This window comes from Maribacter sp., from assembly GCF_039974175.1.
Lineage (GTDB): Bacteria > Bacteroidota > Bacteroidia > Flavobacteriales > Flavobacteriaceae > Maribacter_C.
The window spans coordinates 1,258,137-1,283,728 of sequence record NZ_JBDWJN010000010.1 but is presented as its reverse complement, the minus strand read 5'-3'; the positions used below and the strand labels follow the sequence as shown (position 1 = coordinate 1,283,728).

At 40.6% G+C, this 25,592-nt stretch carries 27 protein-coding genes; 13 read left to right on the top strand and 14 right to left on the bottom strand.

All coding sequences use genetic code 11. The features are described from left to right. The first annotated feature begins 5 nt into the window (after window positions 1-5). Entirely contained in the window at window positions 6-809 is an 804-nt protein-coding gene (locus ABJN95_RS14875; RefSeq protein WP_348371353.1) for a xanthine dehydrogenase family protein subunit M, read from the top strand. A 226-nt stretch (window positions 810-1,035) separates the two neighbouring features. On the opposite strand, the gene ABJN95_RS14870 is transcribed toward ABJN95_RS14875, so the two are convergent. Next, the gene (locus ABJN95_RS14870) at window positions 1,036-2,136 is read right to left on the bottom strand and encodes a hypothetical protein (RefSeq protein ID WP_348371351.1); all 1,101 of its coding nucleotides are present in this window, start codon (window positions 2,134-2,136) and stop codon (window positions 1,036-1,038) included. 271 nt (window positions 2,137-2,407) lie between these two features. On the opposite strand from ABJN95_RS14870, the gene ABJN95_RS14865 reads away from it, so the two are divergent. The 5 genes from ABJN95_RS14865 (at window position 2,408) to ABJN95_RS14845 (ending at window position 7,864) form a co-directional block, all read left to right on the top strand. After that, window positions 2,408-4,036: an ADP-ribosylglycohydrolase family protein gene (locus tag ABJN95_RS14865; protein ID WP_348371350.1), complete on the top strand. Its 1,629-nt coding sequence runs from the start codon at window positions 2,408-2,410 to the stop codon at window positions 4,034-4,036. 134 nt (window positions 4,037-4,170) lie between these two features. Further along, the gene (locus tag ABJN95_RS14860) at window positions 4,171-5,226 is read left to right on the top strand and encodes a succinylglutamate desuccinylase/aspartoacylase family protein (protein WP_348371348.1); all 1,056 of its coding nucleotides are present in this window, start codon (window positions 4,171-4,173) and stop codon (window positions 5,224-5,226) included. Between the two features lie 408 nt (window positions 5,227-5,634). Continuing rightward, a complete protein-coding gene (locus ABJN95_RS14855; protein WP_348371347.1) occupies window positions 5,635-6,513 on the top strand; it encodes a helix-turn-helix domain-containing protein in 879 nt (292 codons plus the stop codon). A 95-nt stretch (window positions 6,514-6,608) separates the two neighbouring features. After that, a complete protein-coding gene (locus ABJN95_RS14850; RefSeq protein ID WP_348371345.1) occupies window positions 6,609-7,487 on the top strand; it encodes a nuclear transport factor 2 family protein in 879 nt (292 codons plus the stop codon). Between the two features lie 11 nt (window positions 7,488-7,498). Then, window positions 7,499-7,864, top strand: a complete 366-nt coding sequence (locus tag ABJN95_RS14845) for a hypothetical protein (protein ID WP_348371343.1) — start codon at window positions 7,499-7,501, stop codon at window positions 7,862-7,864. A 55-nt stretch (window positions 7,865-7,919) separates the two neighbouring features. Here ABJN95_RS14845 and ABJN95_RS14840 read toward each other — a convergent pair whose 3' ends face one another. Further along, window positions 7,920-8,267: a helix-turn-helix domain-containing protein gene (locus ABJN95_RS14840; protein WP_348371341.1), complete on the bottom strand. Its 348-nt coding sequence runs from the start codon at window positions 8,265-8,267 to the stop codon at window positions 7,920-7,922. Window positions 8,268-8,375: 108 nt separating this feature from the next. On the opposite strand from ABJN95_RS14840, the gene ABJN95_RS14835 reads away from it, so the two are divergent. Genes ABJN95_RS14835 through ABJN95_RS14825 form a run of 3 tightly spaced genes read left to right on the top strand, consistent with a single transcriptional unit; the run spans window position 8,376 to window position 10,756 of the window. Beyond that, entirely contained in the window at window positions 8,376-8,975 is a 600-nt protein-coding gene (locus ABJN95_RS14835) for an NAD(P)H-dependent oxidoreductase (protein ID WP_348371339.1), read from the top strand. A 29-nt stretch (window positions 8,976-9,004) separates the two neighbouring features. Further along, window positions 9,005-9,814 carry an SDR family NAD(P)-dependent oxidoreductase gene (locus ABJN95_RS14830; RefSeq protein ID WP_348371337.1) on the top strand — a complete coding sequence of 270 codons (810 nt, stop codon included), beginning with the start codon at window positions 9,005-9,007 and terminating at the stop codon, window positions 9,812-9,814. An 18-nt stretch (window positions 9,815-9,832) separates the two neighbouring features. Then, window positions 9,833-10,756, top strand: a complete 924-nt coding sequence (locus ABJN95_RS14825; RefSeq protein WP_348371335.1) for an LLM class oxidoreductase — start codon at window positions 9,833-9,835, stop codon at window positions 10,754-10,756. Between the two features lie 2 nt (window positions 10,757-10,758). Here ABJN95_RS14825 and ABJN95_RS14820 read toward each other — a convergent pair whose 3' ends face one another. From ABJN95_RS14820 to ABJN95_RS14805, 4 genes are all read right to left on the bottom strand, one after another. Beyond that, window positions 10,759-11,439 (bottom strand): haloacid dehalogenase type II, encoded by a 681-nt coding sequence (locus tag ABJN95_RS14820; protein ID WP_348371333.1) that lies wholly within the window; start codon window positions 11,437-11,439, stop codon window positions 10,759-10,761. Window positions 11,440-11,505: 66 nt separating this feature from the next. Continuing rightward, the gene (locus ABJN95_RS14815; RefSeq protein ID WP_348371331.1) at window positions 11,506-11,928 is read right to left on the bottom strand and encodes a DoxX family protein; all 423 of its coding nucleotides are present in this window, start codon (window positions 11,926-11,928) and stop codon (window positions 11,506-11,508) included. A 128-nt stretch (window positions 11,929-12,056) separates the two neighbouring features. After that, on the bottom strand, window positions 12,057-12,434 hold the full coding sequence (locus ABJN95_RS14810) for a hypothetical protein (protein WP_348371329.1): 378 nt from the start codon (window positions 12,432-12,434) through the stop codon (window positions 12,057-12,059). A 44-nt stretch (window positions 12,435-12,478) separates the two neighbouring features. Then, a complete protein-coding gene (locus ABJN95_RS14805) occupies window positions 12,479-12,970 on the bottom strand; it encodes a CIA30 family protein (protein ID WP_348371328.1) in 492 nt (163 codons plus the stop codon). Between the two features lie 123 nt (window positions 12,971-13,093). Here ABJN95_RS14805 and ABJN95_RS14800 point away from each other — a divergent pair, with 123 nt between their 5' ends. Next, window positions 13,094-14,209, top strand: coding sequence for a glycosyl hydrolase (locus tag ABJN95_RS14800; protein WP_348371326.1), 1,116 nt, complete (start codon window positions 13,094-13,096; stop codon window positions 14,207-14,209). A gap of 54 nt (window positions 14,210-14,263) precedes the next feature. Here the strand turns inward: ABJN95_RS14800 and ABJN95_RS14795 are convergent, their stop codons facing one another. Both ABJN95_RS14795 and ABJN95_RS14790 read right to left on the bottom strand, forming a co-directional pair. Next, window positions 14,264-14,638 (bottom strand): TfoX/Sxy family protein, encoded by a 375-nt coding sequence (locus ABJN95_RS14795; protein ID WP_348371324.1) that lies wholly within the window; start codon window positions 14,636-14,638, stop codon window positions 14,264-14,266. After that, a complete protein-coding gene (locus tag ABJN95_RS14790; RefSeq protein ID WP_348371322.1) occupies window positions 14,628-15,302 on the bottom strand; it encodes a DUF2461 domain-containing protein in 675 nt (224 codons plus the stop codon). The genes ABJN95_RS14795 and ABJN95_RS14790 overlap by 11 nt, the downstream gene beginning before the upstream one ends. Window positions 15,303-15,485: 183 nt before the next feature. On the opposite strand from ABJN95_RS14790, the gene ABJN95_RS14785 reads away from it, so the two are divergent. Next, window positions 15,486-16,598: an adenylate/guanylate cyclase domain-containing protein gene (locus ABJN95_RS14785; protein WP_348371321.1), complete on the top strand. Its 1,113-nt coding sequence runs from the start codon at window positions 15,486-15,488 to the stop codon at window positions 16,596-16,598. Between the two features lie 3 nt (window positions 16,599-16,601). Here the strand turns inward: ABJN95_RS14785 and ABJN95_RS14780 are convergent, their stop codons facing one another. The 3 genes from ABJN95_RS14780 to ABJN95_RS14770 are packed head-to-tail and all read right to left on the bottom strand — an operon-like array spanning window position 16,602 to window position 19,000. Then, on the bottom strand, window positions 16,602-17,531 hold the full coding sequence (locus ABJN95_RS14780; RefSeq protein WP_348371319.1) for a TIM barrel protein: 930 nt from the start codon (window positions 17,529-17,531) through the stop codon (window positions 16,602-16,604). Window positions 17,532-17,557: 26 nt separating this feature from the next. Beyond that, window positions 17,558-18,163: an FMN-binding negative transcriptional regulator gene (locus ABJN95_RS14775; RefSeq protein ID WP_348371318.1), complete on the bottom strand. Its 606-nt coding sequence runs from the start codon at window positions 18,161-18,163 to the stop codon at window positions 17,558-17,560. Between the two features lie 3 nt (window positions 18,164-18,166). Further along, a complete protein-coding gene (locus tag ABJN95_RS14770; protein WP_348371316.1) occupies window positions 18,167-19,000 on the bottom strand; it encodes an endonuclease/exonuclease/phosphatase family protein in 834 nt (277 codons plus the stop codon). A gap of 57 nt (window positions 19,001-19,057) precedes the next feature. Between ABJN95_RS14770 and ABJN95_RS14765 the strand changes: the two genes are divergently transcribed. Further along, on the top strand, window positions 19,058-19,438 hold the full coding sequence (locus ABJN95_RS14765; protein WP_348371314.1) for a glyoxalase superfamily protein: 381 nt from the start codon (window positions 19,058-19,060) through the stop codon (window positions 19,436-19,438). Window positions 19,439-19,451: 13 nt separating this feature from the next. Here the strand turns inward: ABJN95_RS14765 and ABJN95_RS14760 are convergent, their stop codons facing one another. Next, on the bottom strand, window positions 19,452-20,762 hold the full coding sequence (locus ABJN95_RS14760; RefSeq protein WP_348371312.1) for a DEAD/DEAH box helicase: 1,311 nt from the start codon (window positions 20,760-20,762) through the stop codon (window positions 19,452-19,454). A 217-nt stretch (window positions 20,763-20,979) separates the two neighbouring features. Between ABJN95_RS14760 and ABJN95_RS14755 the strand changes: the two genes are divergently transcribed. Continuing rightward, window positions 20,980-22,401, top strand: coding sequence for a C-type lectin domain-containing protein (locus ABJN95_RS14755; RefSeq protein ID WP_348371310.1), 1,422 nt, complete (start codon window positions 20,980-20,982; stop codon window positions 22,399-22,401). Between the two features lie 17 nt (window positions 22,402-22,418). Here ABJN95_RS14755 and ABJN95_RS14750 read toward each other — a convergent pair whose 3' ends face one another. Both ABJN95_RS14750 and ABJN95_RS14745 read right to left on the bottom strand, forming a co-directional pair. Beyond that, on the bottom strand, window positions 22,419-23,972 hold the full coding sequence (locus tag ABJN95_RS14750; RefSeq protein WP_348371308.1) for an FAD-dependent protein: 1,554 nt from the start codon (window positions 23,970-23,972) through the stop codon (window positions 22,419-22,421). Between the two features lie 94 nt (window positions 23,973-24,066). After that, entirely contained in the window at window positions 24,067-25,542 is a 1,476-nt protein-coding gene (locus ABJN95_RS14745) for a serine hydrolase (protein ID WP_348371307.1), read from the bottom strand. Window positions 25,543-25,592: the final 50 nt, after the last annotated feature.

Below are 25,592 nucleotides of genomic sequence, written 5' to 3'. Positions count from 1 at the left end.
AGAAAATGATACCAGCAAAATTTGATTATATAAAGGCGTCTTCCGTTAGTGAAGCGATTGGCTTGCTTGACAAGCACGGCGATGAAGCAAAATTGCTATCAGGGGGGCATAGTTTGATTCCTGCGATGAAATTACGATTGAGTCGGCCTGAAGTGCTGATCGATATCAGTGGTATATCTGGCATGAATTCCATTACTGAAGATGGTGATGAAATCGTTGTGGGTGCGAATTGTACCCATGCCGACATTGTAAATTCTGATTTAATTAACTCAGACCTGAATATTCTTGCCTCCACCGCGAAGCACATTGGCGACATACAAGTGCGCAATCGCGGTACCATTGGTGGAAGTTTAGCCCATGCCGATCCGGCAGCCGATTACCCTGCGGTGGTTTTGGCATGTGATGCCAAGATAGAAGTAGAAGGTAAAGGAGGCACACGAAGCATTCCGGCAACCGAATTCTTTTTAGGAATCTTTACCACGGCCTTGACCGAAGATGAAATCATAACAGCAATTCGTTTTCCCAAAGTAGCCAACGGCAATTACCAAAAATTCTTTCAATCTGCCTCACGCTTTGCAGTTGTAGGCGTAGCAGCTGTCAAAGAAGGTGATAGTGTCAAAGTAGGCGTCACCGGCGTCTCCGGAACGCCCTACCGCGCCACCGCCGTAGAAGAGGCTTATTCTGGCAGTTCAGATGCCGCCGACCACGCTGTAGAAGGTATCGACGATTTGATGAGCGACCATTTCGCTGATGAGGAATACCGCGCCCATTTGGCCAAAGTAATGGTCAAAAAGGCCTTGGAGGCATAGTGCGAGCTGTATAGTCGAAATGTCACAGAGAGGACAGTCGACCCGGCAAGAACCCTTTTTCGGTTAAAGTTACTATAAACTAAAAACCCCAATGCAATACGCATTGGGGTTATGTTTATGTAGTTACAAATTAAGCCGATCAACCTGGCAAAGAGATATCTTAAAACCGGACAAGGATCCTAGAATAGTGATAACACCAGTACCTAGTTATAAGTATAATAGCACATTATTTTGAAGTAGCTTTTTTGGTTCGAACGGTTCTTGCCTTCTCAAAAATATTATTTTCAAACCTACGGTCGTTTTCAATGATATGATAAAAAGAGCTAATAAAATCTCTAGATTTGAAGAATTCCCGTTTGTTTTTGAAGAGATGTTTGTGTGTATCCAAGATAGCAAAGAGTGCTTCTTTGTTGATCAAAAACTCAGAACGTACGCGTTGAAATATGCCTTTGTCTCTTAGAAATCCTTTGTAGTATCTTTCCGTTACATCTTCGATGGGCAATTTTTTGTTTTGAACTTTCGAAACAACTGCGTAATCGGTGTCTACGAAACCACTCATGTCAAAATCATAGGGCACTGGAAGTATCTTTTTATCAGCAAATAGTTGTTTGTGATTGTGTTGGTAGGTTGTAGAATAATCAGTATTTGCTATCATGAATTGAAAGAGAGAATTTTGAACAGAAGTAACAGGATCCTGCGTAATAGGCTGCATATGCCTTTTAAAAACATGGCCTTTATGACGCGCTGCGACTTCTTTGATATCTTCTATCAATATGCCCAACAAGGTATGCGACACGACTTTGTTTTTTTTGATTTCAGTAAAATCAATTGAAACAAGTCTTGTTTTAAAATGATATGGAGCTATTTTTTCGTAGAGCTTATAGGCCAAGTACTCCTTTGCTACAAAATCATTCATACCCTTGCATGAGAAACACGGTAGCACTAGTTTTAGTTTTTTGTTTCCTTCAAAAAGGGTTCCAAGAGCGTTCACCTTTTTGATTTTCATTTTGACTGGGGTATAGTAGCAATTGGCTTTGCGAAAATTTCCGCGCGCCCTGAGATCAACCGCTACTGTCTTCCAAGTGCCATTCTCTTGTTGATAAGAAAGATCTGTTTTTAAATAGATACTGTCAGTGGTTTTTGATTTTAAATGCTTATTGGAATAAGTCAACTTAATAGGAAGCACTTCTTTCGAACTAAATAATTTTTTTTGTTGATATGCAGTTTTATCATCCTGTGCATTGATAATAAAGCTACAGAGTATACTAAGTAGCAGCGAAAGCCAAAGTTGTTTTGTACTATCTGTAGCTAGGATAGTTGTTTTCATGGTATTAAATATTTGATCGTTATTGAAAGTTTACATAGGGTATGCATATCCTTTGCCAATCTTTTTAATGAATTGATAATCAAATGGTTGAACTGTTATACCTGCAATAAGGTTCTTATGAAAATTCGTTTATTTACGAGATTTCGTTAGTTGATTTATTTAATTTCGTAATCATACCGTATGAACCGATTGCCCAACTAGAGGTAGCTTTGATTGCGGATTCAGATAGTTTCCGCTAGCTATAACTAGGAATTTTTATAAATTGAAGGAAATGAATGTAAAGCGAATATTAGTCCTGCTTTTGATTGACCTAATAGGTTTGCAATTAGGCTATGCCCAAATCTCATCGGCAATACACACCGATACACTACTTCTAAGCCGAACGGCCTACAAGGACAAGTTAATGGGATTTTGGTTGGGCAGCTGTATTGGCAATTGGACAGGCTTGCCCACTGAAAATAGGCGTACAGATTTTCCTTTTTTTACCGACCAAGATTTCGACACAGAACAATTTGACTATGTGCTCGACCAAGACCCTTGGGGCGCTGATGATGATACAGACATCGAATATGTCTACCAGCACGCTATGGTAACCAACGGTCATTACATGCTTAGCGGCGAACAAATCAGCAACGCCTGGCAAGACCATATCGGACTACCGTTACTTTGGGTTTCCAACCTATCGGCCTTAGGACAGATGCAGAATGGGGCGGTGCCCCCTGAGACCTCTTTTCCTGAGAATAACCCCATGTGGGACATGATTGATGCACAGCTCACCACCGAAATATTTGGAGCCTTAGCTCCCGGGCGCCCTGATGTAGCTTTGCATATCGGTCACCTTCCGGTGCGAACTACGGCCTATCTGCACTCCGAATGGGCGGCGCAGTTTTATATCATTATGCATGCGTTGGCAGCGGTGGTCGATAAGAACCTATCTCGAAAAGAGCAGGTCATCTGGATGGCCGAACAAGCCCGTAAGCGCATCCCCGACTGGTCTTATATCGCCGATATGTATGATTTTGCAAAGGAAGCTTATTTGGCCAACCCCGATAAAGATGATTGGGAAAAAACAAGGGATGAAATAGCACAACGGTATCAGCATAGCGTGACTGCAGACTATACCTACAAATACCCGTGGGATGCCGGCATTAATTTTGCAGCATCTATGGTGAGTATGTTTTATGGCGAAGGCGATTACAAGAAGACCATTCGTATCGGCGCTATGTGCGGTTGGGATTCTGATAATCCTACAGCCACTTGGGGAGGTTTATTAGGATTGCTTTATGGCTACGAGGGCTTAGAGGCTCATTTCAATAAAACAGATTTTTCCACCAACTATCACATAGAACGCACACGTTATAACATGCCGAATCCTGTCGATACTTTTGAAGCTATGGCAGAAGGGGGCATTCAAATCATAGATCAGATTGTGTTGGAGGCAATACCCGGTAAAGTAGATAACGACATGTGGCATATTCCCTTGAAGGCAACAGCAGTCACGAAGGCCGATATAGCAGAAACTGTTGTTCCCTGGGTGACCATTGAAGACAATGACCCACGTTGGATTTATCAGGGCTTCGAGACCAGGTATGAGAATTGGAATGCCTCAGGAGCCTATCTTACGCGAGGCTATGCGAATTGCAAAGCCGAATTAACCTTTACTGGAAAGGCGGTGCAATACTATGCGTATCGCAGTCCGAATGGCGGTAAGGTAACAATTACATTAGACGGAAAGTCATATGGGAAGTTTAGCCTTGAGGACCATTCCAGTACGCACGGGCAATACTATGTCAAAGTCTTTGAAAAGCGAGACTTGGCACCTGGAAGTCATACCTTAAAGATAGTTGGGGACGAAAAAGAAACGGAAAAAACGATTGATATGCTATCTATTATTGAATAGGAGCTTATTTTTCAACGATAAGAGCGCCTATATAAAATCTTAAATCGTGCAAAGAATACCGACATTCTGCCCATATTTGTAGTCTAAAATTTATGTTCAAGCGGCTATATGACCGACAATATCCTATATAACATATGATTAATAAACCACTCCAAAAAATTATCGTTCTCCTTTTGATTTTCCTTACAAGCTTAACCCTAGTGGCCCAGAGTACTTTTGAAGCAGCATACGCGGAGGGCACATGGCCATCAACCGAAAACTTACGTATTGACTTTACAGATGCACAGGGTAATGAAACGTTCTTACCAATTGCTATTGTTAAGGGGAAAAAACAAGGTCCTGTTTTTACTATGGTTGCAGGGGTGCACGGATATGAATATCCGCCTATCATCGCTGTACAAGAATTATTACAAGAAATCAAAGCAGAAGAATTGATGGGTACCTTGATAGTGATTCCGATTGCGAGTACGAACTCTTTTTTTACGCGCACGCCCTTTAAGAATGCCAACGATGGGGTCAATTTAAACGGCGCCTTTCCTGGAAGGGCGGAGGGAACGGTGACCCAACGAATTGCACATTTGATTACTTCCGAAATTATTCCGAAAACTGATGTGTTCTTAGATATTCATGGCGGTGATGCCAGTGAAGACCTCTTGCCCTTTATCTGTTATTACAACAACGAACAAAAGCATGAACAAACCCAACTCGCCAAAGAGCTCTCTGAGGTCAGCGGATTTGAATATATCGTATCCTATGCCTATACTTTGAAAGATAGCGACCCGGCCAAGTATGTCTTTAAGCAAGCCGTGCAAGATGGTAAAACTGGGGTAAGTATTGAAGCAGGAAAATTGGGCAATGTACAGCCCGAAGCCGTTAAACTGATCAAAATAGGCGTGTACAATATGCTCCACAAAATGGGTATGTATTCCAATGGTACTGAAATCAACCTGCCCCGAATATACCTCAATAACCAAGAGTATATCCGGTCTCCTGAAACGGGTATTTTTTACAGCGACTTCAAGGCAGGTGATCATGTAGAAAATGGCCAATTGGTGGGTGTGGTGAAGGACTTGTTCGGAAAAGTACTAGCTGAAATTAAGGCCCCGAAAGCCGGTATTATTTTGTACAAAACCAGCACGCCACCGATCAGCACAGGAGAGACGCTAATGTGTATTAGTCATAAGGAATAGAACAGTTGCGACTCGGGTTGGGCACAGGTTATGCGATTATTCGGCGCACCGGTTCCTAAAAATTTTACGAGCGCTAACGCGGTACATTGATAGTGAACATCAAGAGTAAAAGGACCTTTTTTTCCTACCGTCATAGGTAAAACAGGTGTACTGCTACTAGCATAACTAGCCATGTGATTTACCCGATTTTGCCGTCACCAGAGTACTGCTGAAGGGCCCCGGTATTAGCACTTAGTTGTTAAGACAATATATAGCAAACCCAAAAATAAAAACACTATTCGTTTTTACGGAAATCGCCATTTTGGTAGTATTGTAGATAGCATTAACCATGCTCATTTTTAGAAGTACGTTTGCAGGAGATTAGGAATAAAAGTGTATTTTTCATAGTCCGATAGTCGAACCCCCTTCATGAAAAATGAACTACCAAAAATACAGTTTGAGTCTAACTTCCTTGAGGTCAAAGGTATCGAGATTATAACACTGGAAAGCTTGATGCAGCGCCGTGAGCGTTTAAACCATTACCCTGAAAAGCCGCATCAAATTGAATTTTACGCTTTGGCCTATTATACGGCAGGGCAAACCAAGCATTTGGTCGATTTTGTTTGGCATGAAGCCAAACCAAATTCCCTTTTATACTTATCAAAGGGACAAGTGAATGCCTTTGATTTTAACGAAGAAGTGCAAGGTTATTTGATACTTTTTACGGAGGCCTATTTTAAAAAACAACTGAACAAGCTACCGAATACCGAAGTGGTACGTTTATTCAATTCACATTTGTTTTCACCAAAAATACAAATACCAGACAATTCGAATGTGAAGAAGTATATTGAACTTTTGTTCGCTGAGTTTTACAATGAGAAAGAAACTTTCAACAAGGCGAATACCATTGATGCGCTCTTTACGGTGCTTTTTTCAAAATTAGAACAGCTAAAAAAATTTCAGACCTTTCATATAAAAGATTCTGATAAACTTGCCCAGTTCTTGCAGTTTAAATCCTTGGTTGAACAGCAATATATCCAGAGTAGAAATGCCGATTTCTATGCAAATAAAATGGGTATAAGCTACAAACACTTGAATAGCATCTGCAAAGAAATTATCAATAGCACCGCCAAGCAATTTATAGATGCCTTTATTGTACTAGAGGCGAAAAGACGTTTGATTAATTCCTCAGTAAAGAGTACCGAATTGGCTTTTAATATGGGCTTTGAAGAGCCCACTAATTTCGTAAAGTACTTCAAGAAAAAGACAGGATTAACCCCAAATAAGTTTAAAAATACTTATAAATAGGGGTTTAGGTTCGATATTTACCTTTTTTTAATTCACTTTCACCTTTCTTTCAGTCTATGTTCAATTTAGATTTGTACCAACATAAAATCTAAAAAATGAAGTATACACTTATCGCAATTGGCATGACGGTCTCTATGCTGTCATGTAAATCACAAAATAAAGAAGAAGTACCTATTAAAAATCAAAAAGAAGTAAAAATGGAAGTATCGAATAAAGAAAAAGCGGTAGCTGTTTTACGCAGCTTAGAAACTGGAAACCAAAGTGCCATTGGGTATATCAATCCTGAGAAGTATATACAACATAATTTAGGTGTTGCCGATGGATTGGAAGGATTTGGAGCCGTATTACAAAATGCCCCCGAAGGCGGATTTAAGGCTAATGTTGTACGTGCCTTTGAAGATAATGATTATGTGTTTACACATACCATCTACGATTTTTTCGGACCTAAAATCGGTTTTGATGTTTTTAAGTTTGAAGCGGGTAAAATCGTTGAACATTGGGATAATTTGATCGCTGTGGCGCCCACCAACCCAAGTGGGAGAACACAGACTGATGGACCTACCGAGGTAACAGATCTCGACAAGACCGCAGCTAACAAACAATTGGTAAGCGATTTTGTAGCCACGATTCTGGTAAGAGGTGAAATGGACAAAGTTGGTAATTTTATTGGCGGCGCCGATGAAGCCTATTTACAGCATAATCCTGCCGTAGCTGATGGTTTGTCAGGTCTAGGTAAAGCATTGGAAGGAATGGCAAAACAAGGTATTTCAATGGTTTATACAAGCACGCATAAAGTATTGGGAGAAGGCAACTTCGTGCTTACTATCAGTGAAGGTACCTTTGGAGGTGCTCCGACTTCGTACTACGATTTGTTTCGGGTTGCCGATGGTAAAATTGTAGAACATTGGGATGTTATCGAGCCGATAGCGCCAGAATCAGAACGAAAGAATACGAACGGGAAGTTCAATTTTTAAGGTACAGCTATATGAAACTAGTAGCTATTTTCTTAATCAATGTGCTCGTTTTGACGGGTACATATACAACAGAACCTATGGAACCCTATGTTATCGAAGTAACAACTTTTAAATACACAGCAGCAGTAAATGCGGAGATTTTTTGGGCTGCAGATGCTCAAATCGAAGCCAATTACACCAGCATTCAGCCTGGGTTTATAAGTCGTGAAAGTGGCTTTTCGGAAGCTACAGCTGAGGTAGTTGTGGTGGTACGTTGGAAGACCATGGCTGATGCTGAGGCTTCCATGCAAAAGTTTATGACCGATGAATCAGTTATGACATATGCGCAAATGATTGATGGCAAAACAATGAAGATGAATCGCTATAGCGTGAATTGAGTACCCCGATATGGGATTGATAAAGTGGGTTGGATAACTATCCAATCCGCTTTTTTTATACTTTAGGTATTGCACCTTGTTTTGCGACTATTTGATCTCCCCATTCCGCTATGGCTATAAGTAGGGGAATAAGGGTTTTACCCAAGTTAGTTAAGGAATACTCCACTTTTAATGGGGGTTTAATAGTATAGACTTTTCGCGCTACGATGCCATCTTCTTCCAAGTTCTTTAATTGAAGACTTAGGGTACGTTCGGTAACAGTATGCATACTCCTACGTAATTCACTATAGCGTAGCGGACCCTCCATCAAATGATATAAAATTACGGTTTTCCACTTACCGCCAATGAGGCCCATGGTCACACTAGTACAACAGGGGTAGGTCTTACCATTTATTTCGTACATAAGCTAAAGTTTTGCCAAAAAAGCTACTATACTTTTTGACCGTTATTGCAAAGGTATATTACTATATTTAGTTTTGCAACTATAAAAAATATAGTAAATAGTATTCTTATGAGTTTTATACAATCAATGCAACATCGTTATACCACTAAAAGCTATGACGCTACCAAGAAAATAGGACATCAGAAAATTGAGGAATTGAAAGAGATTTTGCGATTGAGTCCGTCTTCGATCAACAGCCAGCCATGGAAATTCACATTCGTTTCTGATGCTCAGGTCAGAAAAAAACTCTCGGAAGTATCTTGGGTAAATACTGAAAAGGTACTAAACTGTGATACCGTAATAGTTTTTAGCAGGGTTAATGATTTGAAGGTCTTTGAAGCACAGATTGAAAAAGAACTGCCCGAAGGCGCGGTAAATTATTACAAAGAATTTATCAAACCACTGCCAGAGACCGAAATCAAATCATGGTTTGATCGACAAGTATATTTGTCAGTAGGCGTTTTACTGAGCGCCTGTGCTGAAATGGGTATTGATGCCACTCCTATGGAAGGAATCGAACCTGAAAATTACGATACCATATTAAGCAATACAGACCATGCTACCATAGTAGCGGTAGCGATAGGGCACAGAGACGCGGAAGATTTTAATCAACCGAGTCGAAAGCCAAAATCAAGACGGGCATTGCATGATGTCGTTGAGGTGTTTTAAGACCATTACCTTTATTAGAAAATGAACATATGAAAACGATCTTAATCACGGGAAGTACCGATGGTATTGGAAAAATGGCCGCATTTCGATTTGCTGAAGCTGGTTACGAAGTTATCTTGCACGGGAGAAACCCTGCAAAACTTGCTGAAACCATAAAAGAAATCAAGACTGCGACAGGTAGTAAAAACATACAAGGCTTTGTCTCTGATTTCTCAGATTTGAACAGCGTTCACCAGATGGTAGATGCTATAAAGCAAGAAGTGCCTAATCTTGACATACTTATCAATAATGCTGGAATCTTCAAAAGTAATGCCCCAAGTACCGCTGATGGCTTCGATATTCGATTTGTGGTGAATTATTTGGCTCCTTTCGTATTGACCAAAAAATTGCTATCGGTTCTTGCAAAAGGAAAAGCTCCCAGAATTATCAATTTGAGTTCGGCAGCTCAAGCTCCAGTATCCTTAGATGCCTTGAAGGGAAATGTAGCACTCTCAGCTCAAGAGGCATATGCACAAAGTAAGCTAGCCTTGACCATGTGGAGTTTTAATTTGGCCCATCTTCGTTCAGATATGGTCGTTATAGCCGTCAATCCGGGTTCTTTGCTAAATACTAAAATGGTTAAAGAAGCCTATGGAAACCATTGGTCACCTGCAGAAAAAGGGTCTAATATCTTATTCGATTTGGCCATTTCTGAAGAATACGAAAATAGCTCAGGGCGGTACTTTGATAATGATAAGGGAACGGTAAAAGGTTTTTTTGCTCCTGCGCATCCAGATACCGAGAATTTATCAAAAATCGAAAACTTAATCTCGACAACTGAGCATATACTTGCAAAATAATTCCAAGTTTTAAGTTATATGCGGCAACTACATAAAATAGCACAAAAAGGTAAGTTAAGTTTGGGCCTGGTATTTCCTATTGAATCGTACAAGGGTTCAATAGCCTCTATGGCGAATCAGGAAGATTTGGCTAAACGTGCAGAGGAGCTCGGTTTTAAGGCACTCTGGTTTAGAGATGTACCCTTCAATGATCCAAATTTTGGGGATGCCGGCCAGTTGTATGACCCATGGATCTATATGGCGCATATAATGAATCATACCAAAAGCATCGCCTTGTCTACAGGCAGTATTATTCTTCCATTGCGGCATCCTGTACATACGGCAAAGTCGATTTTGAGTTTGCAGAAATTGTCTGGTGGAAGGTTAATTATCGGTACTGCCTCCGGTGATCGCCCCATTGAATACCCGGCTTTCAACCAAAAAATCGAAAAGAAAGGAGAATTGTTCAGAGATAGTTTTTTCTACATCAAGGCTTTGCAAAAAGATTTTCCCAGCTATCAATCAGCTTATTATGGACAAACAAACGGAGGTATTGATTTACTACCAAAATACAGTCAACAAACACCAATGCTCGTCACTGGGCATTCAGGTCAATCTCTAGAATGGATTGCCGAACATTCCGACGGATGGTTGTATTATCCCAGAAACTTTAGCTTTTTACAACAAACATTGACAGACTGGAGTAATGCATTAGAACTGACTGGTCAATCTTGGAAACCCTATATGCAATCTTTGTATATAGATTTACAAGAAAGTAAAACTGCCTCCCCGCAAGGAATACACCTTGGATTTAAATCGGGAACAGATTATGCCATCGAACATTTAAAAGCGTTGGAAAACTATGGCGTAAACCATGTAATTATAAATCTAAAGTATGGTTCAAGACCCGCCGCAGAGGTCATAGAAGAATTGGGAGCTACCGTTGTAACTCATTTCACCTAAGCTTACATCGGATATGTTGTCAAAATAGTTTTCAAATTAGTCAAGGTGCTAACGACTGCAGTGGGTTCCATCTCCCAAGGGTCAAAAACGGCCTCATCAGATCGCTTTACCCAAATTGCTTTCATTCCGTAAGAAAGGGCACCCATCACATCAAATGGGTTCCCAGAAATCAACCATGTATTTCCTTTTTCAGAATTGGTGCTTTCATTAAAATGTTGGTAAACGAGCGGGTTGGGTTTAAACATTTTTGTCTTTTCTACACTTACAAGCCCGTCAAACAGCTTGATAATATCCGTATGTTCTAGGAGGGCAGTTACCGCTTGGGCACTTCCATTTGAAAAGGCAAAGCTGGCATAGTCTTCTTTTTGCAGGTCTTGAAGGGTTGCTTTCACATCAGCAAAGGCCGGAAGCACCTTGTAAGCATTCATTAAGTCTTTGATCTCAGTCTCCGCTAGGTCTTTTTTGAAATACAAACAACAGTAGTCTAAGGCTTGTCGGGTGACTACAGCAAAATCTACATAGGTATTCATCATACCTCTCCTAAAGGAATATTCCAATTGCTTGCTACGCCAAACTTCCATAAAACTTGGGGTTTCGGCACCGATACTTCTTTCTAAAGTCTTGTAGACTCCCGAAGTATCGATAAGCGTTCCGTAAACATCAAAGGCAAGGGTTTGTTTCAAAATACGCTTCAGATTTCTACTACAGTAAATTACGAGTTTAACCAGCCTAAAGAAAATCTTATAGTGCTATTTCTGCATCTTTAAATAATAGTCCATAGAATGTTTCCCAGAGCCATAAAAGAGAAAAAAAACACAAAGTGCTAAGACTATAGAGGCAAGAAGCAGATTACTACTATTCATTTCACCCAAAAAATTTACCAAAACGGCCCCGATCAAAATTGGTAACTGTGCGAGTACGGCCCAACGCGTCAATAGCCCAACAACAATCAAAAAGCCACCAACGAAATGGGCAGGAACAACATAGTGTAGTAGGAACATTCCACCCGGCAAATTTTCAAAGGGTTTGAATACCTCGGCCATTTGGACCTGATTTGACATGAAGTCAATTCCCTTCATAAAAAGGAATACGCCTAGCGCAACACGTACTACATCTAGGGGGTAATAGGTATGCGCATTGGCCCATTTATTCAATGATTTTATTGTAGCCATAATGCAGTATTTATAGATTGAACTACTATAAGATACTCATTTTTAAGCACATACTAATGTTAAAGTTTTACAGCCAGTGCCCCTAATTCGTTCGAAATGCCTAGCGACCTGCGACCCATTAAGGGTGTTTAACCCTTATTAATGACTGAATTTCTCATGCCAACACATTCCACTAGCCAGTAAATAAACTGTCCGATACCACTCATAAACATGAAGAGGAGAATCCATACGATTAACATATTGTTTTCTTTGAGATTTGGGTTTTGAACGGCATGAACGATAAAAAATATCAAACTTCCCAAACTAATAAAAACGATGATTAGGATAAAAGCAATAAAGGCTCCGATTCTTGAAATGAATTCAACAGGGACTTCGCGCGAATGTTCAAGTTCAGAAATTTCAGTAAAGAAGGAAAAAATAACAATAAAATAAGCGATAAAAGCGACAAAGAATAGTAAAATGGGTACGATGGCAAAGAAGCCCTGCCAAAATTTGCTGTGTAACATGAGCTATAGTTTTGGATTATTTTATCATATGTTATTAATCGAACTTATTGGAGCTTGATATAGTCAATTTCCAAAGCGAAAGTTTCTTCTTTTTTGTTTCCGATCAGAAAGACGATTTCGGTCATATGCCTACCCGAATAGTTTGGAAGGTCTAATAAGCGGCCGCGAAAGGCCGGATACATGTCGGTGAAAGCAATGGTTAGGGTTTCCCAGTCTCCTGAAGTTTCGATATCAGCAATATAAGCATACCGCTGTAATGCATCCGCTTTTGTTCGAAACTGATAGTTTTTTCCATCTCCTTTCAAGCGAATTTGAAATGACCTAAATTTTGAGTTGTCTCTTGTTTCAAAGCGATAGCGCACAGATGAAAAACCGCCGTAGTTATCTAAAGAAATAGTGCCCCTAAAAAATCCATGCCCTTCTGAGTTGATAGAAAACTCACCTCGCGATACTCCTCCCATAACACCATCATTGACTATGCTCCAATCGTCAATAGCTGCTTTATTATTAAAATCAAACAGGGTGACACTAGCCATATGACAGCAAACAATTAAAATTCTTATTGTGAAAAACATCGTATTTTTAAAGTTACGACATAATGGATTCTTTCTTTGGCTTGATTCTTGAGATTATTTAGCAAGACCATTAATTATAATAAGATGCAAAAAACACTTTCGTTGCTGGGGCTACTCTTGGTTTTTGCCTGTAGCCCAGAAGACCCTTTAGACGACCTTGTTGAAACTATGGAGAAGCCTGATAACATGGAAGAATCTAGATCTTCAAATACCCCCGAAGGGCCTATTTTTGACAATCGAAACAGGGAGACTATTTTGACCTATTTCGAATCGCTGATCGCAAACAAACAGTTGATCGTCGGGCAACAATGTGGAAACGCACCTGATTCGACCCGATGGTATTACAATATTTATGTAGATCAATTGGCGGATGAAACAGGAAGACATGTCGGATTGATAGGTGCTGATTTTGGTTGGTCTTCTGGAGATAATTATCCGGTACAAACCCTGATAGATCATTGGCGAAATGGTGGTTTGGTCACGGTAAGTTGGCATGCCGACAACCCCTTTGTAGACCAGGTAGATGTCTATTGGGATACAGTTGAAAATAGAGACCAAATTAACCTAAAAGCTTTATTGAAAGGAGAAGCGCAAACCAAAGCATGGACAAGCTATCGAACTGAATTAGACAAGGTGGCTGGAGCCTTGCAGCAACTACGTGATGCCGGGGTAACTGTTATTTGGAGGCCTTTTCATGAAATGAATGGCGACTTCTTTTGGTGGGGAACAAATGCCCATGGCAATCAACAAACCAATGAAGATGACTATAAAGCCCTGTGGATCGATTTATATAACACCTTAAAATGGGACTATGGCTTGGATAATCTGATCTGGACGTATTCTGTTGTACCTAGTGAGACTTGGTATGCTGAAGTGACAGCCTATTATCCTGGGAATGACTTTGTAGACTTAGTAGGATTGGATTACTACGGAGTTCAGCCTGATTTTCCGCATTATGATGCATTGAAATCGCTGGGAAAACCCCTAGTTATATCAGAATCAGGCCCAAGGGAAGCTGGTTACGGCAATTGGAATATGATGGAATGGGCTAATATGTTAAAGGGGAAAGCTGCCTATTTTCTACAATGGCATAGCTGGAACGGCGCCAAAGTGGCTATCAAAGACAACAAAAATTCCATGGAGTTGATGAACAATAGTAGCGTGATAACGCGCGATGAAGTATTGCCTACCTCCTTTTAGCGTTCACGCAAGTGCTTCAAACAGCAAAATCTACTACTGCAGTCCGACTGGGAATTATTTCTTTTTAGTTGCTTTCTTTTTACTTGACTTAGCCAAGGGATTGAAATCTAAACACAGCTGTATCCAGTAGTTTAAGTCATTATCTAAATCAAAACCATCTTCGGTTACGAAAACAAACCCCTTCATTATTCTACCCGTAAAATTCATTTCTGAACAGTGTTCCTTTTTCAAGGCCTTTTCATAGTTGTCAACGCCAACCCGGGCCATCAAGAGTGATGAATTCGTGTTTTTGTCGATATGCATTCCGAAGCACATTTTATCATCTACCATAAAGCAGAGCCCACCCATCATCTTCTTTTCAACGTAAGAAACTGATTTCTCTTTCAACAGTTGCCGTGTTCTGTCGGCTAAAAATTCATCATATGCCATTTTGAATCGCTTTAGTTAAATAGTCGTTAATCGGCCTTGCCGTATGCCAGTACGACATAACTTCTGCAAGCAGGTCTTTGTGAAGTATGAGTTCGGGTTCTCTTTGGGCAACATAGTAGAATTGCTTTTTCGCGATCAACGGTTCCTTCCTTAACGCTTCTTGAAATTCTAAGGGAATGCGCTTGTGTTCATCTCCGACAATACCGCCGAATTTGGAGACAAAATCGTTGTCCTCAATCAACTTTCTGAATTGTGCAATGTTAGCGCTTATCATTTTTCGAATACCTTGTAATTGCTCCTTTGGAGGCATATAACATCCACCCATAATCGCCGTCTCCTCAGGTCCGAAGCGAAGAAAAATTCCAGGAATGTCTTTGTTCTTTTTTCCTCCTCGAGATGCAAATGCGGTATAATGGGTATTGTATGGGGTTTTATCTTTTGCAAATCGGATATCGCGATTGATACGCGCGATACAATCTTTAGGCTCCGTATTAAATTCCTTGTCATACTTTTTAATTTCATCAAAGAGGTCATTTAAGAAAGCGGTAAATGGGTTTTTGACCGAAGATTCGTAACGCTTTTTGTTATCGTGAAACCATTCCTTTTGGTTGTTCGTTGATAGCTCCTTGAAAAAGGCTAGGAAATCTTTTGTAAAATAAGACATAATAAAACATATAAAGTTCAACTTCTTCTTGTTCAATCTATAGATTGACACTTATACTCTTTAGACGATCCTGTTTCCCGAAATCGGACATATTTTTTATTAAAGAAACAAAATACAAATTGCGTTTGGTAATTCCACAAGAATGCTAAGCTTTGAAATAATTAAATTTATACATTTAAGGCGATGAGAATTCACCCTAGAACTAGAAGAAAACTAAGGCAAACACTGACTTTCGGATTGATATGGCTAACTTTTGGAGTGGCCTATACTTTAATGGAACAGGGACTCTTAGGAGATTTGACCCAATATCCATCTACCAAGAATGTCTATAGTTTTAAGAACGCCTTCCTTTTCGCAGGTTTAGGATCTTTTTTCGCCGGTCTACTGCAAGGTTGGATAGAAGTATCTTGGTTAAAAAGGCGGCTAATGCACCGTGCGTTTTGGGTTAAAACTGTACTCAAAAGCATCTTCTATCTCTCTTTCTTGATTTTGTTTTTGGCCGCAATGTCTTTGCTTGGTAACGCTACCCTTATTGAAGTTGGTATTTTTGCACCTCAAAACCTAGAAACACTAAGGGTATTCATAAGCAGTTTTGTTTTTTGGAGTATCATACTTTATGCAGGTCTTATCATAAACGTAGCACTGTTTTATTCGGAAATGGGCGAATATCTAGGTAGCGGGGTACTTTACAATTATTCTCTCGGTAAGTACCATAGACCCAAACAAGAGCGTCGCATATTTATGTTTTTAGATTTGAAGGGTTCTACGACCATTGCCGAACGAATTGGTCATGAAAAATATTTTTTATTTCTAAAGCAATACTATGCCGACATGACTGATGCTGTTTTAGAGACGGCAGGGGAGATATATCAATACGTGGGTGATGAAATTGTAGTCTCTTGGCGGCAGCATGATGGTATTTTTAATAATAACTGTATCCAATGTTTTGAAAAAATATACGCAGCAATTGAGCGCAAAAAAGAGAAATACATCGCTCAATTTGGAATTGTGCCAGCGTTCAAAGCGGGATATCATATTGGGGAGGTTACCACGGGCGAAATCGGAATTATTAAGAAAGATATCATCTATACTGGTGATGTTCTGAACACTACGGCTCGAATTCAGGCAGAATGTAATACTTATAAGGCAAAGGCCCTAATATCAGGAGATTTACTACACGAACTGCAAAAGGAAAACCCTATTGATTTCACAAAAATAGGAGAGCTAACGCTTCGTGGCAAGACTGAAGCTATTGAACTTTTTAGGGTAGTTTTTAAGACGGAGGTGTTATCCTAAGTTCTACCAAACTCGTTCTATCAATTCCTTGGTTGCTTTAATACCTTGAGGTTCGCTCATGTTTTCACCTTCAAACTCAATTCCGATATGCCCTTCGAATTCAGATCTTTTTACAATGCTGAGCAGTTTGGGGTACTCTACAACGGTTTCATTACCATTTGAATCAAAGGTATACGATTTCGCACTGACACCTTTTGCATAGGGCAGCAATTTTGAAAGTCCTTCATCGGGTGGGTAGCTATCAGCACAATTTTTAGAGGTTTGTGTGCTTCCCCATTCAGCGCTGAGACACCAATTGCCAAAGTCGGGAAGGGTACCCAAAAATGGGTTGTCAACAGCTTTGATAAGCTCAACTATGAAATCTGCATTTGACGTATGAAGACCATGGTTTTCCAAGATCACGTTGATCTTTTCTTTGGCCGCATATTCCGTTAATTGTCCAAGTCCGTCAGTCAGGGAGGATTGTAGTTCCTCAAGGCTTCCTTGACCAAACGCATTTACTCGAATAGAATGGCACCCCAATATTTTTGCCGCGTTTACCCATTTATAGTGGTCTTCAACGGCTTTTTTGCGTTTTTCGGTAGCCAGATCACCTAATTTTTCTTCCTCATCCACCATCATGATCAAACTTTGAACGCCCGCATCGGAAGCTTTTGTAGCCATTGTATTCCAAAACCTTTCATCGGTTGCCTTCACTGAATAGAACTGATTGACATATTCGATTGCCGAAATGCCATAGTCGTTTTTTGCTATGCTTGCAAAGTTATCAGGATCGAGCGCTTTGCTGAAAAATGCGCGATTTAGTGACCATTGCGCCAAAGATATTTTAGGCATAGAGTTATCTGATTTAGTGCCACAAGCATAAAATGAGGGCATAGAAATTGCCGTAGCCGCTAGTGCGGTTTTTTTTATAAACGTTCTCCGATTTTTCATAAGGCAAACTCCCTTTGAGACCGAATTTAATCTTTTCGCATACACTTTGCAATAGCTTTGCTTCCTGAATTTTCGCGCTCTTCTAGCTCTGATATGATTTTCGGATGATCTTGTTCACGACCTTGCGAGAGTTTGTAGGTGGCTTGAATAGCTGTTATTTTTATTTCGAAGCCAATAATTCCCTTGATTTGACGCATGGTTTTGGCCGACATATTTGCCAAAGAAATGGGTTGTTTAGAGCCCTGCTCATATTTGTCTACTAATTTATGCAGTGAAGCTAGGAGTGCCTCTTCCGTCTGAATTCGTAATGTGCCATAAACATGAACGGCAATATAATTCCAAGTGGGTACTTCCTCTTCCTTATACCAAGAGGAGGATACATAGCTATGTGGTCCGTTGAAGATGCAGAGCACCTGGGTGTTTTCTATAAAATGGTGCCCCTGAGGATTGGCCTTGGCAATATGACCAACTAAAATATCATTTCTGTCCGAATCTAGGTCAAGTTCCAATGGAATGTGCGTTGCCCATGGTTTTCCATCTACTTGATTCACCAAAATACCAAAGCTATTCTTCGCGAGAAAATCTTTGATTTCGTCAAGGTCTTTGTTCGCATACTGCGCAGGAGTGAACATAAATCAGTTTTTAGATATAGTTATCAAAACAGGCAGGTGGTCAGAAATATGTTTCCCATTTTCCAGACGTTCGTCTAGGTGAAGGTAGCTTTCTATTTCCAACCCTTCGGTAAAAATATAATCAATTCGTCTTTCCATAGGATCGTTGACATCAAAACCGTTAAAAGTTCCCCTTGGACCTTTCGTTGGGTTTTTTGCACTATGCTGTGCATCATTCATTCTCTTTTGAATCGAAAGAATTGGCTTTTCCTCGGGTATTAGATTAAAATCTCCCATTAAAACCACCGGTAGTTTTGCGGTATTCAGCTGTTTTATTTTTTTAAGCAGAAGTTTGGCGGATTTCTTCCGCGCTTTTTGGCCGATATGGTCAAAATGGGTGTTGAAGACCCATAGCTTTTTTTTTGATGTTTTGTGTTGAAAGTATCCATAGGTGCATATTCGCTCCATAGCCGCGTCCCAACCAACGGATATTTTATCTGGAGTTTTTGATAGCCAAAAGGTGTTGGATTTCAAAAGCTTGTACGCGGTGGTGTCATAAAGAATAGGGGAGAATTCTCCTTTTTGCGCGCCATCATCTCTGCCTACTCCAATATACGCATAGTCAACCAAAGCGGTATTCAAATAGGTCAGTTGTCGATGTAGCACCTCCTGCATTCCTATAAATTGGGGATGATGTTTCCTTAAAAGATTTACCATAGCCAGTTTGCGATCATTCCAGTTGTTAACCGTATCATGCACATTATCGTATTTGATATTGTAGGTCATGACTTTCGTCTCTTGGCCGTAAACAGCCAAGCTGAATACGAATAAAAGAGCTATAATGATTTTGTATTTCATACTTTGTACAATGAGCTAAGGATTGCCAATTTAGCAATTAACAGTTACATTTGAAACATGGAATTAAAAGGATACCTACACCAGATTCACCCAGTACTTCCCGTAAAGAATGTTGTTGAGGCGCTCGATTTTTATGTAAACCGATTGGGGTTTAAAATTGGCTTTGCAGATGATTCAAAAAATCCCACCTATGCAGGGGTTTTAAAAGACGGCATCGAAATACATTTACAATGGCATGATGCTAAGGAGTGGGAAGTTGAAGTAGATAGACCTATGCTACGCATAGTAACTCAAAACATCGAAGAACTTTATAACGAATACGCTGAACGAGATGTCTTTCACCCACACACCCTGCTACGAGAAACTGCTTGGGGCACAAGGGAGTTTGCGTTTTACGACCCATTTAAAAACGGATTGACTTTTTATAGAGATGTTTAGTTTAACTAGATAACTACTCTGCAGGTTCTGACCCGCGATTGCTCTTTTTATTTCTGTTACGATTTCGGTTTCTGTTGCGGTTTCTGTTCTTATTACGATTGGCATTACTAGACCTATGCTTATTTCTAGATGGATTGTTTTTAGATTGTTGAGCAAGTCTCTTTGTCGCTGGTTCTTGTTCTGAAGCGCTATCGGTAAACGGATGTTCCCCTAGTCTAGGAACTTCTTGTCGGATAAGTTTTTCAATATCTCGCAAATACGGACGCTCTTCTGACATACAGAACGAAATGGCCATGCCACTTGCGTTTGCTCGACCCGTTCGCCCAATGCGATGCACATAAGTTTCAGATACGTTCGGTAAATCATAATTGATAACCAAAGCCAGCTCATCAACGTCGATACCACGTGCAGCAATATCAGTCGCCACCAAGACTTTCAGTTTCCCGTCCTTAAAAGCACCTAATGCTTTTTGTCTCGCCGTTTGCGATTTATTGCCATGAATTGCGGCCGACTTGATGTCTGCCTGTCCCAATTTCTTTACGATTTTGTTGGCTCCATGCTTAGTACGTGAAAAGACCAAAATTGAATCGTTTGGGCGCTGATTTAGCAGGTAGACAAGAAGTTTTGGTTTATTCGTCTTGCTAACAAAATAAACCCCTTGCTTGACTTTTTCTGCCGTGGCCTGTTGCGGTTTGATGGTAACCCTTTCGAACTCCCCTAGCATTTTCTTTGAAAGTTCAACAATGGTTTTCGGCATGGTAGCAGAAAAGAATAGCGATTGTCTTTTTGGCGGTAATTTGGCAATGATTTTTTTGATGTCGTGAATGAAACCCATATCCAACATTTGATCGGCCTCATCCAATACCACATAGTCTAAATCGCTAAAGGAGATAAATCCTTGGTTCATCAGGTCTAATAACCTGCCCGGGGTGGCAACAAGTATATCTACTCCAGCTCGCAGAGCGTTTACCTGCTTCCCTTGTTTTACACCGCCAAATATTACGGTATTTCTTAGGCCTGTATGTTTGCCGTAAGCGGTAAAACTTTCACCAATTTGTATCGCAAGTTCACGCGTTGGAGTGACCACCAAAGCTTTTACTTTAGGTTTGCTTGGTCTTTGATCGATGCTCTTGTATAAATGATGTAATATGGGAATGCCGAAGGCGGCTGTTTTACCAGTTCCAGTTTGAGCGACACCTAATAAATCTTTTCCATTAAGAAGAATGGGAATGGCTTGTTCTTGTATGGGAGTAGGGTGGGTATAACCTTCGTCTTGTAACGCCCGTAATATTGGCTCAACTAGCCCTAGTTCTTTAAATGTCATAGTTTTTTGTAAGGCGCGAAGGTACGCTTAAACAACGGATAAAGACCGCACCCGTTTAACAAAAACAAGTCTTTACAATGACGCGACATCAAGATACTGGGGTTTGATAGCGCCTTTGCTTCATTGCACAACAATAATTTGCTCCAAATAGTTCTATTTTAGTATGTTTCTCATCATATCGCTTTTTGTTGAATGGTAGCCTAGTTTATTGACTCAGATGAGAATACTTCAAAATACTGTTTTTATTTTGTTCTTTATTTTTGCCACCTTGGTGGTAAGAGGCCAGGATACCTTTGCCGATAACTTTCAAAGTGTTAGCTATGCCAATAGTGACGGTACCGAACTATTCTTAGGAAACTGGTCGGAAACTGGCGAAACAACGAGCCCCAGTGGAGGACGTATTCGTATCAATAGCAACCAACTTCGCTTCACCAACCTAGACACAAGGTATATTACAAGAAACTTAGACTTATCAGGATATTCTGATGTCACCTTGACACTAGATTACAATAGAACTGACGGAGACGAATCGATGGATGTACAGCTCTTTAATGGTACTAGTTTTGTTACGGTGGTTACCATCACAGGAACCGGAAGCGTAAGCTATGACCTTGATGCAAGCGAAATTGGCGTTAATTCTGCTATACGTTTTGTGGCAACCGATGGTTCCTGGAGCAGTTCGGAGCGCTATTTCATAGACAACGTCTTGTTTACCGCACAGTTGCCTGATCAGCCGCCTCTGGTTGTTGGCTCGGGTAGTCAGGTCTATTGCCCTGGGGGTTCACTACCAGTAGCGCAAAGCATAACCATTACAGATCCGGATGATACCACCACAACAGCAGTATATATTCAAATTTCAGGAGGTTACGTCAATGGGGAAGATTTATTGAGCTTAACAGGCAGTCACCCAAACATAACATCGTCATGGGATGCGATACAAGGTGAATTAAGTTTGCAGGGTCCCGCGACTTATACTGAATTTGAGGCAGCCGTACTTGCCACTGAGTTTTCTTCTAGTTCAGCAAATCCGACAGGCACAAGGCAATTTTCAATCACAGTTGGTGAGGCTAATTTCTTGCCCAATACCGGTCATTATTATGAATTTGTTTCTGCCCCAGGAATTAGCTGGACCGATGCCGAGGCAGCAGCTAATTTGCGAACCTATTTTGGTTGGCAAGGTTATCTGGTAACCTTAACTTCTCAAGAAGAAGCTGATTTTTCAGGACAACAGGCAAGCGGTTTTGGTTGGATTGGAGCCAATGATGTGGCTGTTGAAGGAGAATGGCGTTGGGTGACAGGTCCTGAAGCGGGCACCCAGTTTTGGAATGGCGGTGTTGCAGGAACTGAATTGACCTATGCCAACTGGAATGGTGGCGAGCCCAATAATTGCTGCGGAGGAGAAGATTATGCTCATATTGCTGATGCTTCTGTAATTCGAGGAGGGGCCCCAGTAGGTGCTTGGAACGATTTACCAAATGGAGGAGGCGGGGGTGCGTATGCATCTCAAGGTTATGTGGTGGAATACGGTGGTATGGTTGGAGATCCTCCTTTGAATATCACTGCCACAACCAGTCTAGCAATAAGTGATTGTAAGGTCATCACAAATAGGCGAATCACCTACCGGGCCAATCCAAATTAGTTGAGCGATCACCCCTTTTACAATGCAGCTACCGCCGCCTCTGCACACCGTTCCCCATCCATTGCGGCAGAAACGATACCCCCAGCATAACCCCCACCTTCTCCACACGGAAATAAGCCTTGTATTTCAGGATGTTCCAACTTTTCGTTTCTGGGTATGTTGATAGGGGAAGAGGTACGCGATTCTACTCCTACAATATTTGCCTGGGCTGTATAATAGCCTTTCATTTTTTTTCCGAATTCGGCGAAACCTGTTCGCAATCGACTTCCAATCAATTTGGGAAGCAACGAGTGTAAGGGTGCTGAGTTCAATCCAGGCTGATAAGAGGTAGGGTTGAGGTCTGCTGATAGCTTGCCTTCTACAAAATCGGTTAGACGCTGTGCAGGTGCCGTTTGACTTCTGCCTCCCGAGGTAAAAGCCAAGCGTTCCAAATTCTTTTGAAATTCCAAGCCCTTAAAATCTCCGAATTTTTCATATTTGGGAAGGTCTTTTTCTACATTGATTTCTACAACAATACCCGAATTCGCAAACAGGTTATTTCTTTTTGAAGGAGACATGCCATTGACCACAACCTCACCAGGAGCTGTAGCTGCAGGAACGATAAATCCACCCGGACACATGCAAAAAGAATACACGCCGCGACCTTTGGCCTGGTGTACCAAACTGTAGGCAGCCGCCGGTAGTAATTCGTCGCGTTCTCCTTTACAATGGTATTGAATCGAATCTATAATTTGCTGCGGATGTTCCACACGTACTCCCATAGCAAAGGACTTTGCTTTTAAGGTAATTTCTTTCTTTTGCAACAAATAAAAGATGTCTCTGGCGGAATGACCAGTAGCGAGAATCACCCTTTTGACTTCCATTTCTTTTGAATCATTTAAGACAATGGCTTTCAATTGATTAGATTTAATTATAAAATCTGTTACTTTAGTATTAAAGTGCACTTCTCCGCCATGTTTGATAATCGCTTCGCGAATGTTTTGAACGATTTTGGGCAATTTGTTTGTGCCGATATGAGGGTGAGCATCGATCAAGATTTCTTCCGTAGCTCCATGATAGACCAAGCTTTCAAAAACACGGCGAACATCACCTCGTTTTAGACTTCTTGTATATAGTTTTCCATCGGAATAGGTACCCGCACCACCTTCGCCAAAACAGTAGTTAGAATCTGCGTTTACAGTATGATCTTGATTGATGGCTTTTAAATCACGCCTCCGCTGCTGAACGTTTTTTCCACGTTCGAGCACTATCGGTTTAAAGCCGAGTTCTAAACAGCGCAGGGCCGCCCACATGCCTGCAGGTCCAAACCCAATAATATGCACCGGTTTTGCTGTTGAGACATCTTTGTAGTTGAAGGCATAGTCTTTGGTAGATGGTATGGGTTCATTGATGTAGATTGCCAACTTATAATTGAAATAAATACCGGGTTTACGTGCATCTATAGACTTTCGAAGAACCTTGATTTCAATTTCCTTTTCAGCAAGACCCAAATACTTTGCGGTTTTTGTTTTGAGCATTCCCGCTCGGCCTTCTTCTTTTAAACTAATCCGTAGTTGAATGTGTCTCACCATTGGACAAAATTAGGAGAATTAAGGGGTATTAAGAAACGTTTATCGGGCGGTTTACCCAGCCTTTAACCCCTTTTGAGCAACCTAGGAGTCAGTTCTATTCCAATCTTTTAGCCTTTTCCCTAGAGGTGGTGAAGGTAGAGTCCATGGCAAAAGCCTTATTATAGTTTATAATCGCATTTGCAGTGTCTTTGTTCGCCAATAGTGCATCTGCGTAGCTGTCATATGTATTCGCTGATTCTGGATATTCCTCCTGGTTGCGCTTTAATATTTGCAGGGCGTCTTGATTGCGATCTAAACCCATTAATTGATACCCCAGGCTATTGAGTTGTCCTTCGGAAATTTCATAATTGTCTGGTTCTTCAAATTTTAGACGGTTATATTCAGAGAGACCTTTATCAATTCCTTCCGAGAGTATTATTTTCCCTACTACTTCACCAACATTCAATTTTGGCATTTCATAAGGTTGGTCATGCAGCATTTTTTTGATGGGCATGAGCGCCCCAAAATAACTCGTTGAATTGTTGGTCTGTACTATAAAGCAATTGTTATCTTCAATTTCACGGTAGATGTACGTGCCAAAACCAACCCATCCGCCTGAATGAAAGACTACTTTTTTATCGGTAACCGATTTCTCAATGAACCAACCAAAACCATAATTTGTTTCGTCACCATTATTTAGCTTCCCGGGAGTATACGCTTCTGATAGCGTTTCTTCAGAAACCAAGGTATTGGTATACAGGGCCCTATCCCACTTTAAAAGATCACCTAAGGTCGAATAGATGCCACCGTCTCCCTGAACAGGATTCAAATAATGTATATCATGGTAGATTCGATCTTCACCATTGAGTTTGGTGTCATAACCAAACACACGGTTCGGCATTTCTGGGTCTTTACCTACAACGTATTTGTAAACTGAAGTGCTTGACATTCCTGTGGGGTCAAAAATGTTTTCCTTTAGATATTGCTCGAAGGGCATTCCTGAAACCCTACTTACTATTGCGGCTAAAAACAAGTATCCCGTATTGCTATAATCCCATTGCTCCCCAGGTATAAAGTCAATTTCAGGTTTTTTTTCGGCCATTAATTCAATAACATCCGTATTGCCTGAGATAAACCTTGCAGGGTCATCAATTTTCAATTCTGGTTTCCAATTGTAGTACATGAATTCTTCATAATCAGGCAGACCTGAAGTATGATGCAGTAAATGTCTAACAGTGATGTCTTTATAAGGTAATTCTGGAATAAACTTTTTTAAATCATCATCATAGGAGAGCTTTCCTTTTTCATTCAATTGCATTATGGCCATTGCAGTAAACTGTTTACTTACGGAAGCCATACGAAATTGAGAATCGAGGGTCAAAGAATCAATTGGATCGATATTGCCTATACCGTATGAACCTTGATGAACAATTTCACCATTCTGAAAGACAAGTACATTGCCGTTCAGCATGCCCTTGTCGTAAATGTTATTTAGGTATTCACCAAAGGGATCTACTTTTACGGTGGGTTCTGTCTTGCAAGCCGAAATGAATAGCACAGTGAGAATGCCAAGTAAAAGTGTGTTGCGCATTGCGAAGTTGTTTTTTTTCATAAGGTGAAGCTAATAATTTACTTTTAGAT

Bases quoted from the DNA above. Each gene is read 5' to 3' on its own strand.
- ABJN95_RS14875 (WP_348371353.1), top strand. From the start codon at position 6: ATGATACCAGCAAAATTTGATTATATAAAGGCGTCTTCCGTTAGTGAA.
- ABJN95_RS14870 (WP_348371351.1), bottom strand. From the start codon at position 2,136: ATGAAAACAACTATCCTAGCTACAGATAGTACAAAACAACTTTGGCTT.
- ABJN95_RS14865 (WP_348371350.1), top strand. From the start codon at position 2,408: ATGAATGTAAAGCGAATATTAGTCCTGCTTTTGATTGACCTAATAGGT.
- ABJN95_RS14860 (WP_348371348.1), top strand. From the start codon at position 4,171: ATGATTAATAAACCACTCCAAAAAATTATCGTTCTCCTTTTGATTTTC.
- ABJN95_RS14855 (WP_348371347.1), top strand. From the start codon at position 5,635: ATGAAAAATGAACTACCAAAAATACAGTTTGAGTCTAACTTCCTTGAG.
- ABJN95_RS14850 (WP_348371345.1), top strand. From the start codon at position 6,609: ATGAAGTATACACTTATCGCAATTGGCATGACGGTCTCTATGCTGTCA.
- ABJN95_RS14845 (WP_348371343.1), top strand. From the start codon at position 7,499: ATGAAACTAGTAGCTATTTTCTTAATCAATGTGCTCGTTTTGACGGGT.
- ABJN95_RS14840 (WP_348371341.1), bottom strand. From the start codon at position 8,267: ATGTACGAAATAAATGGTAAGACCTACCCCTGTTGTACTAGTGTGACC.
- ABJN95_RS14835 (WP_348371339.1), top strand. From the start codon at position 8,376: ATGAGTTTTATACAATCAATGCAACATCGTTATACCACTAAAAGCTAT.
- ABJN95_RS14830 (WP_348371337.1), top strand. From the start codon at position 9,005: ATGAAAACGATCTTAATCACGGGAAGTACCGATGGTATTGGAAAAATG.
- ABJN95_RS14825 (WP_348371335.1), top strand. From the start codon at position 9,833: ATGCGGCAACTACATAAAATAGCACAAAAAGGTAAGTTAAGTTTGGGC.
- ABJN95_RS14815 (WP_348371331.1), bottom strand. From the start codon at position 11,928: ATGGCTACAATAAAATCATTGAATAAATGGGCCAATGCGCATACCTAT.
- ABJN95_RS14810 (WP_348371329.1), bottom strand. From the start codon at position 12,434: ATGTTACACAGCAAATTTTGGCAGGGCTTCTTTGCCATCGTACCCATT.
- ABJN95_RS14805 (WP_348371328.1), bottom strand. From the start codon at position 12,970: ATGGCTAGTGTCACCCTGTTTGATTTTAATAATAAAGCAGCTATTGAC.
- ABJN95_RS14800 (WP_348371326.1), top strand. From the start codon at position 13,094: ATGCAAAAAACACTTTCGTTGCTGGGGCTACTCTTGGTTTTTGCCTGT.
- ABJN95_RS14795 (WP_348371324.1), bottom strand. From the start codon at position 14,638: ATGGCATATGATGAATTTTTAGCCGACAGAACACGGCAACTGTTGAAA.
- ABJN95_RS14790 (WP_348371322.1), bottom strand. From the start codon at position 15,302: ATGTCTTATTTTACAAAAGATTTCCTAGCCTTTTTCAAGGAGCTATCA.
- ABJN95_RS14785 (WP_348371321.1), top strand. From the start codon at position 15,486: ATGAGAATTCACCCTAGAACTAGAAGAAAACTAAGGCAAACACTGACT.
- ABJN95_RS14780 (WP_348371319.1), bottom strand. From the start codon at position 17,531: ATGAAAAATCGGAGAACGTTTATAAAAAAAACCGCACTAGCGGCTACG.
- ABJN95_RS14775 (WP_348371318.1), bottom strand. From the start codon at position 18,163: ATGTTCACTCCTGCGCAGTATGCGAACAAAGACCTTGACGAAATCAAA.
- ABJN95_RS14770 (WP_348371316.1), bottom strand. From the start codon at position 19,000: ATGAAATACAAAATCATTATAGCTCTTTTATTCGTATTCAGCTTGGCT.
- ABJN95_RS14765 (WP_348371314.1), top strand. From the start codon at position 19,058: ATGGAATTAAAAGGATACCTACACCAGATTCACCCAGTACTTCCCGTA.
- ABJN95_RS14760 (WP_348371312.1), bottom strand. From the start codon at position 20,762: ATGACATTTAAAGAACTAGGGCTAGTTGAGCCAATATTACGGGCGTTA.
- ABJN95_RS14755 (WP_348371310.1), top strand. From the start codon at position 20,980: ATGAGAATACTTCAAAATACTGTTTTTATTTTGTTCTTTATTTTTGCC.
- ABJN95_RS14750 (WP_348371308.1), bottom strand. From the start codon at position 23,972: ATGGTGAGACACATTCAACTACGGATTAGTTTAAAAGAAGAAGGCCGA.
- ABJN95_RS14745 (WP_348371307.1), bottom strand. From the start codon at position 25,542: ATGCGCAACACACTTTTACTTGGCATTCTCACTGTGCTATTCATTTCG.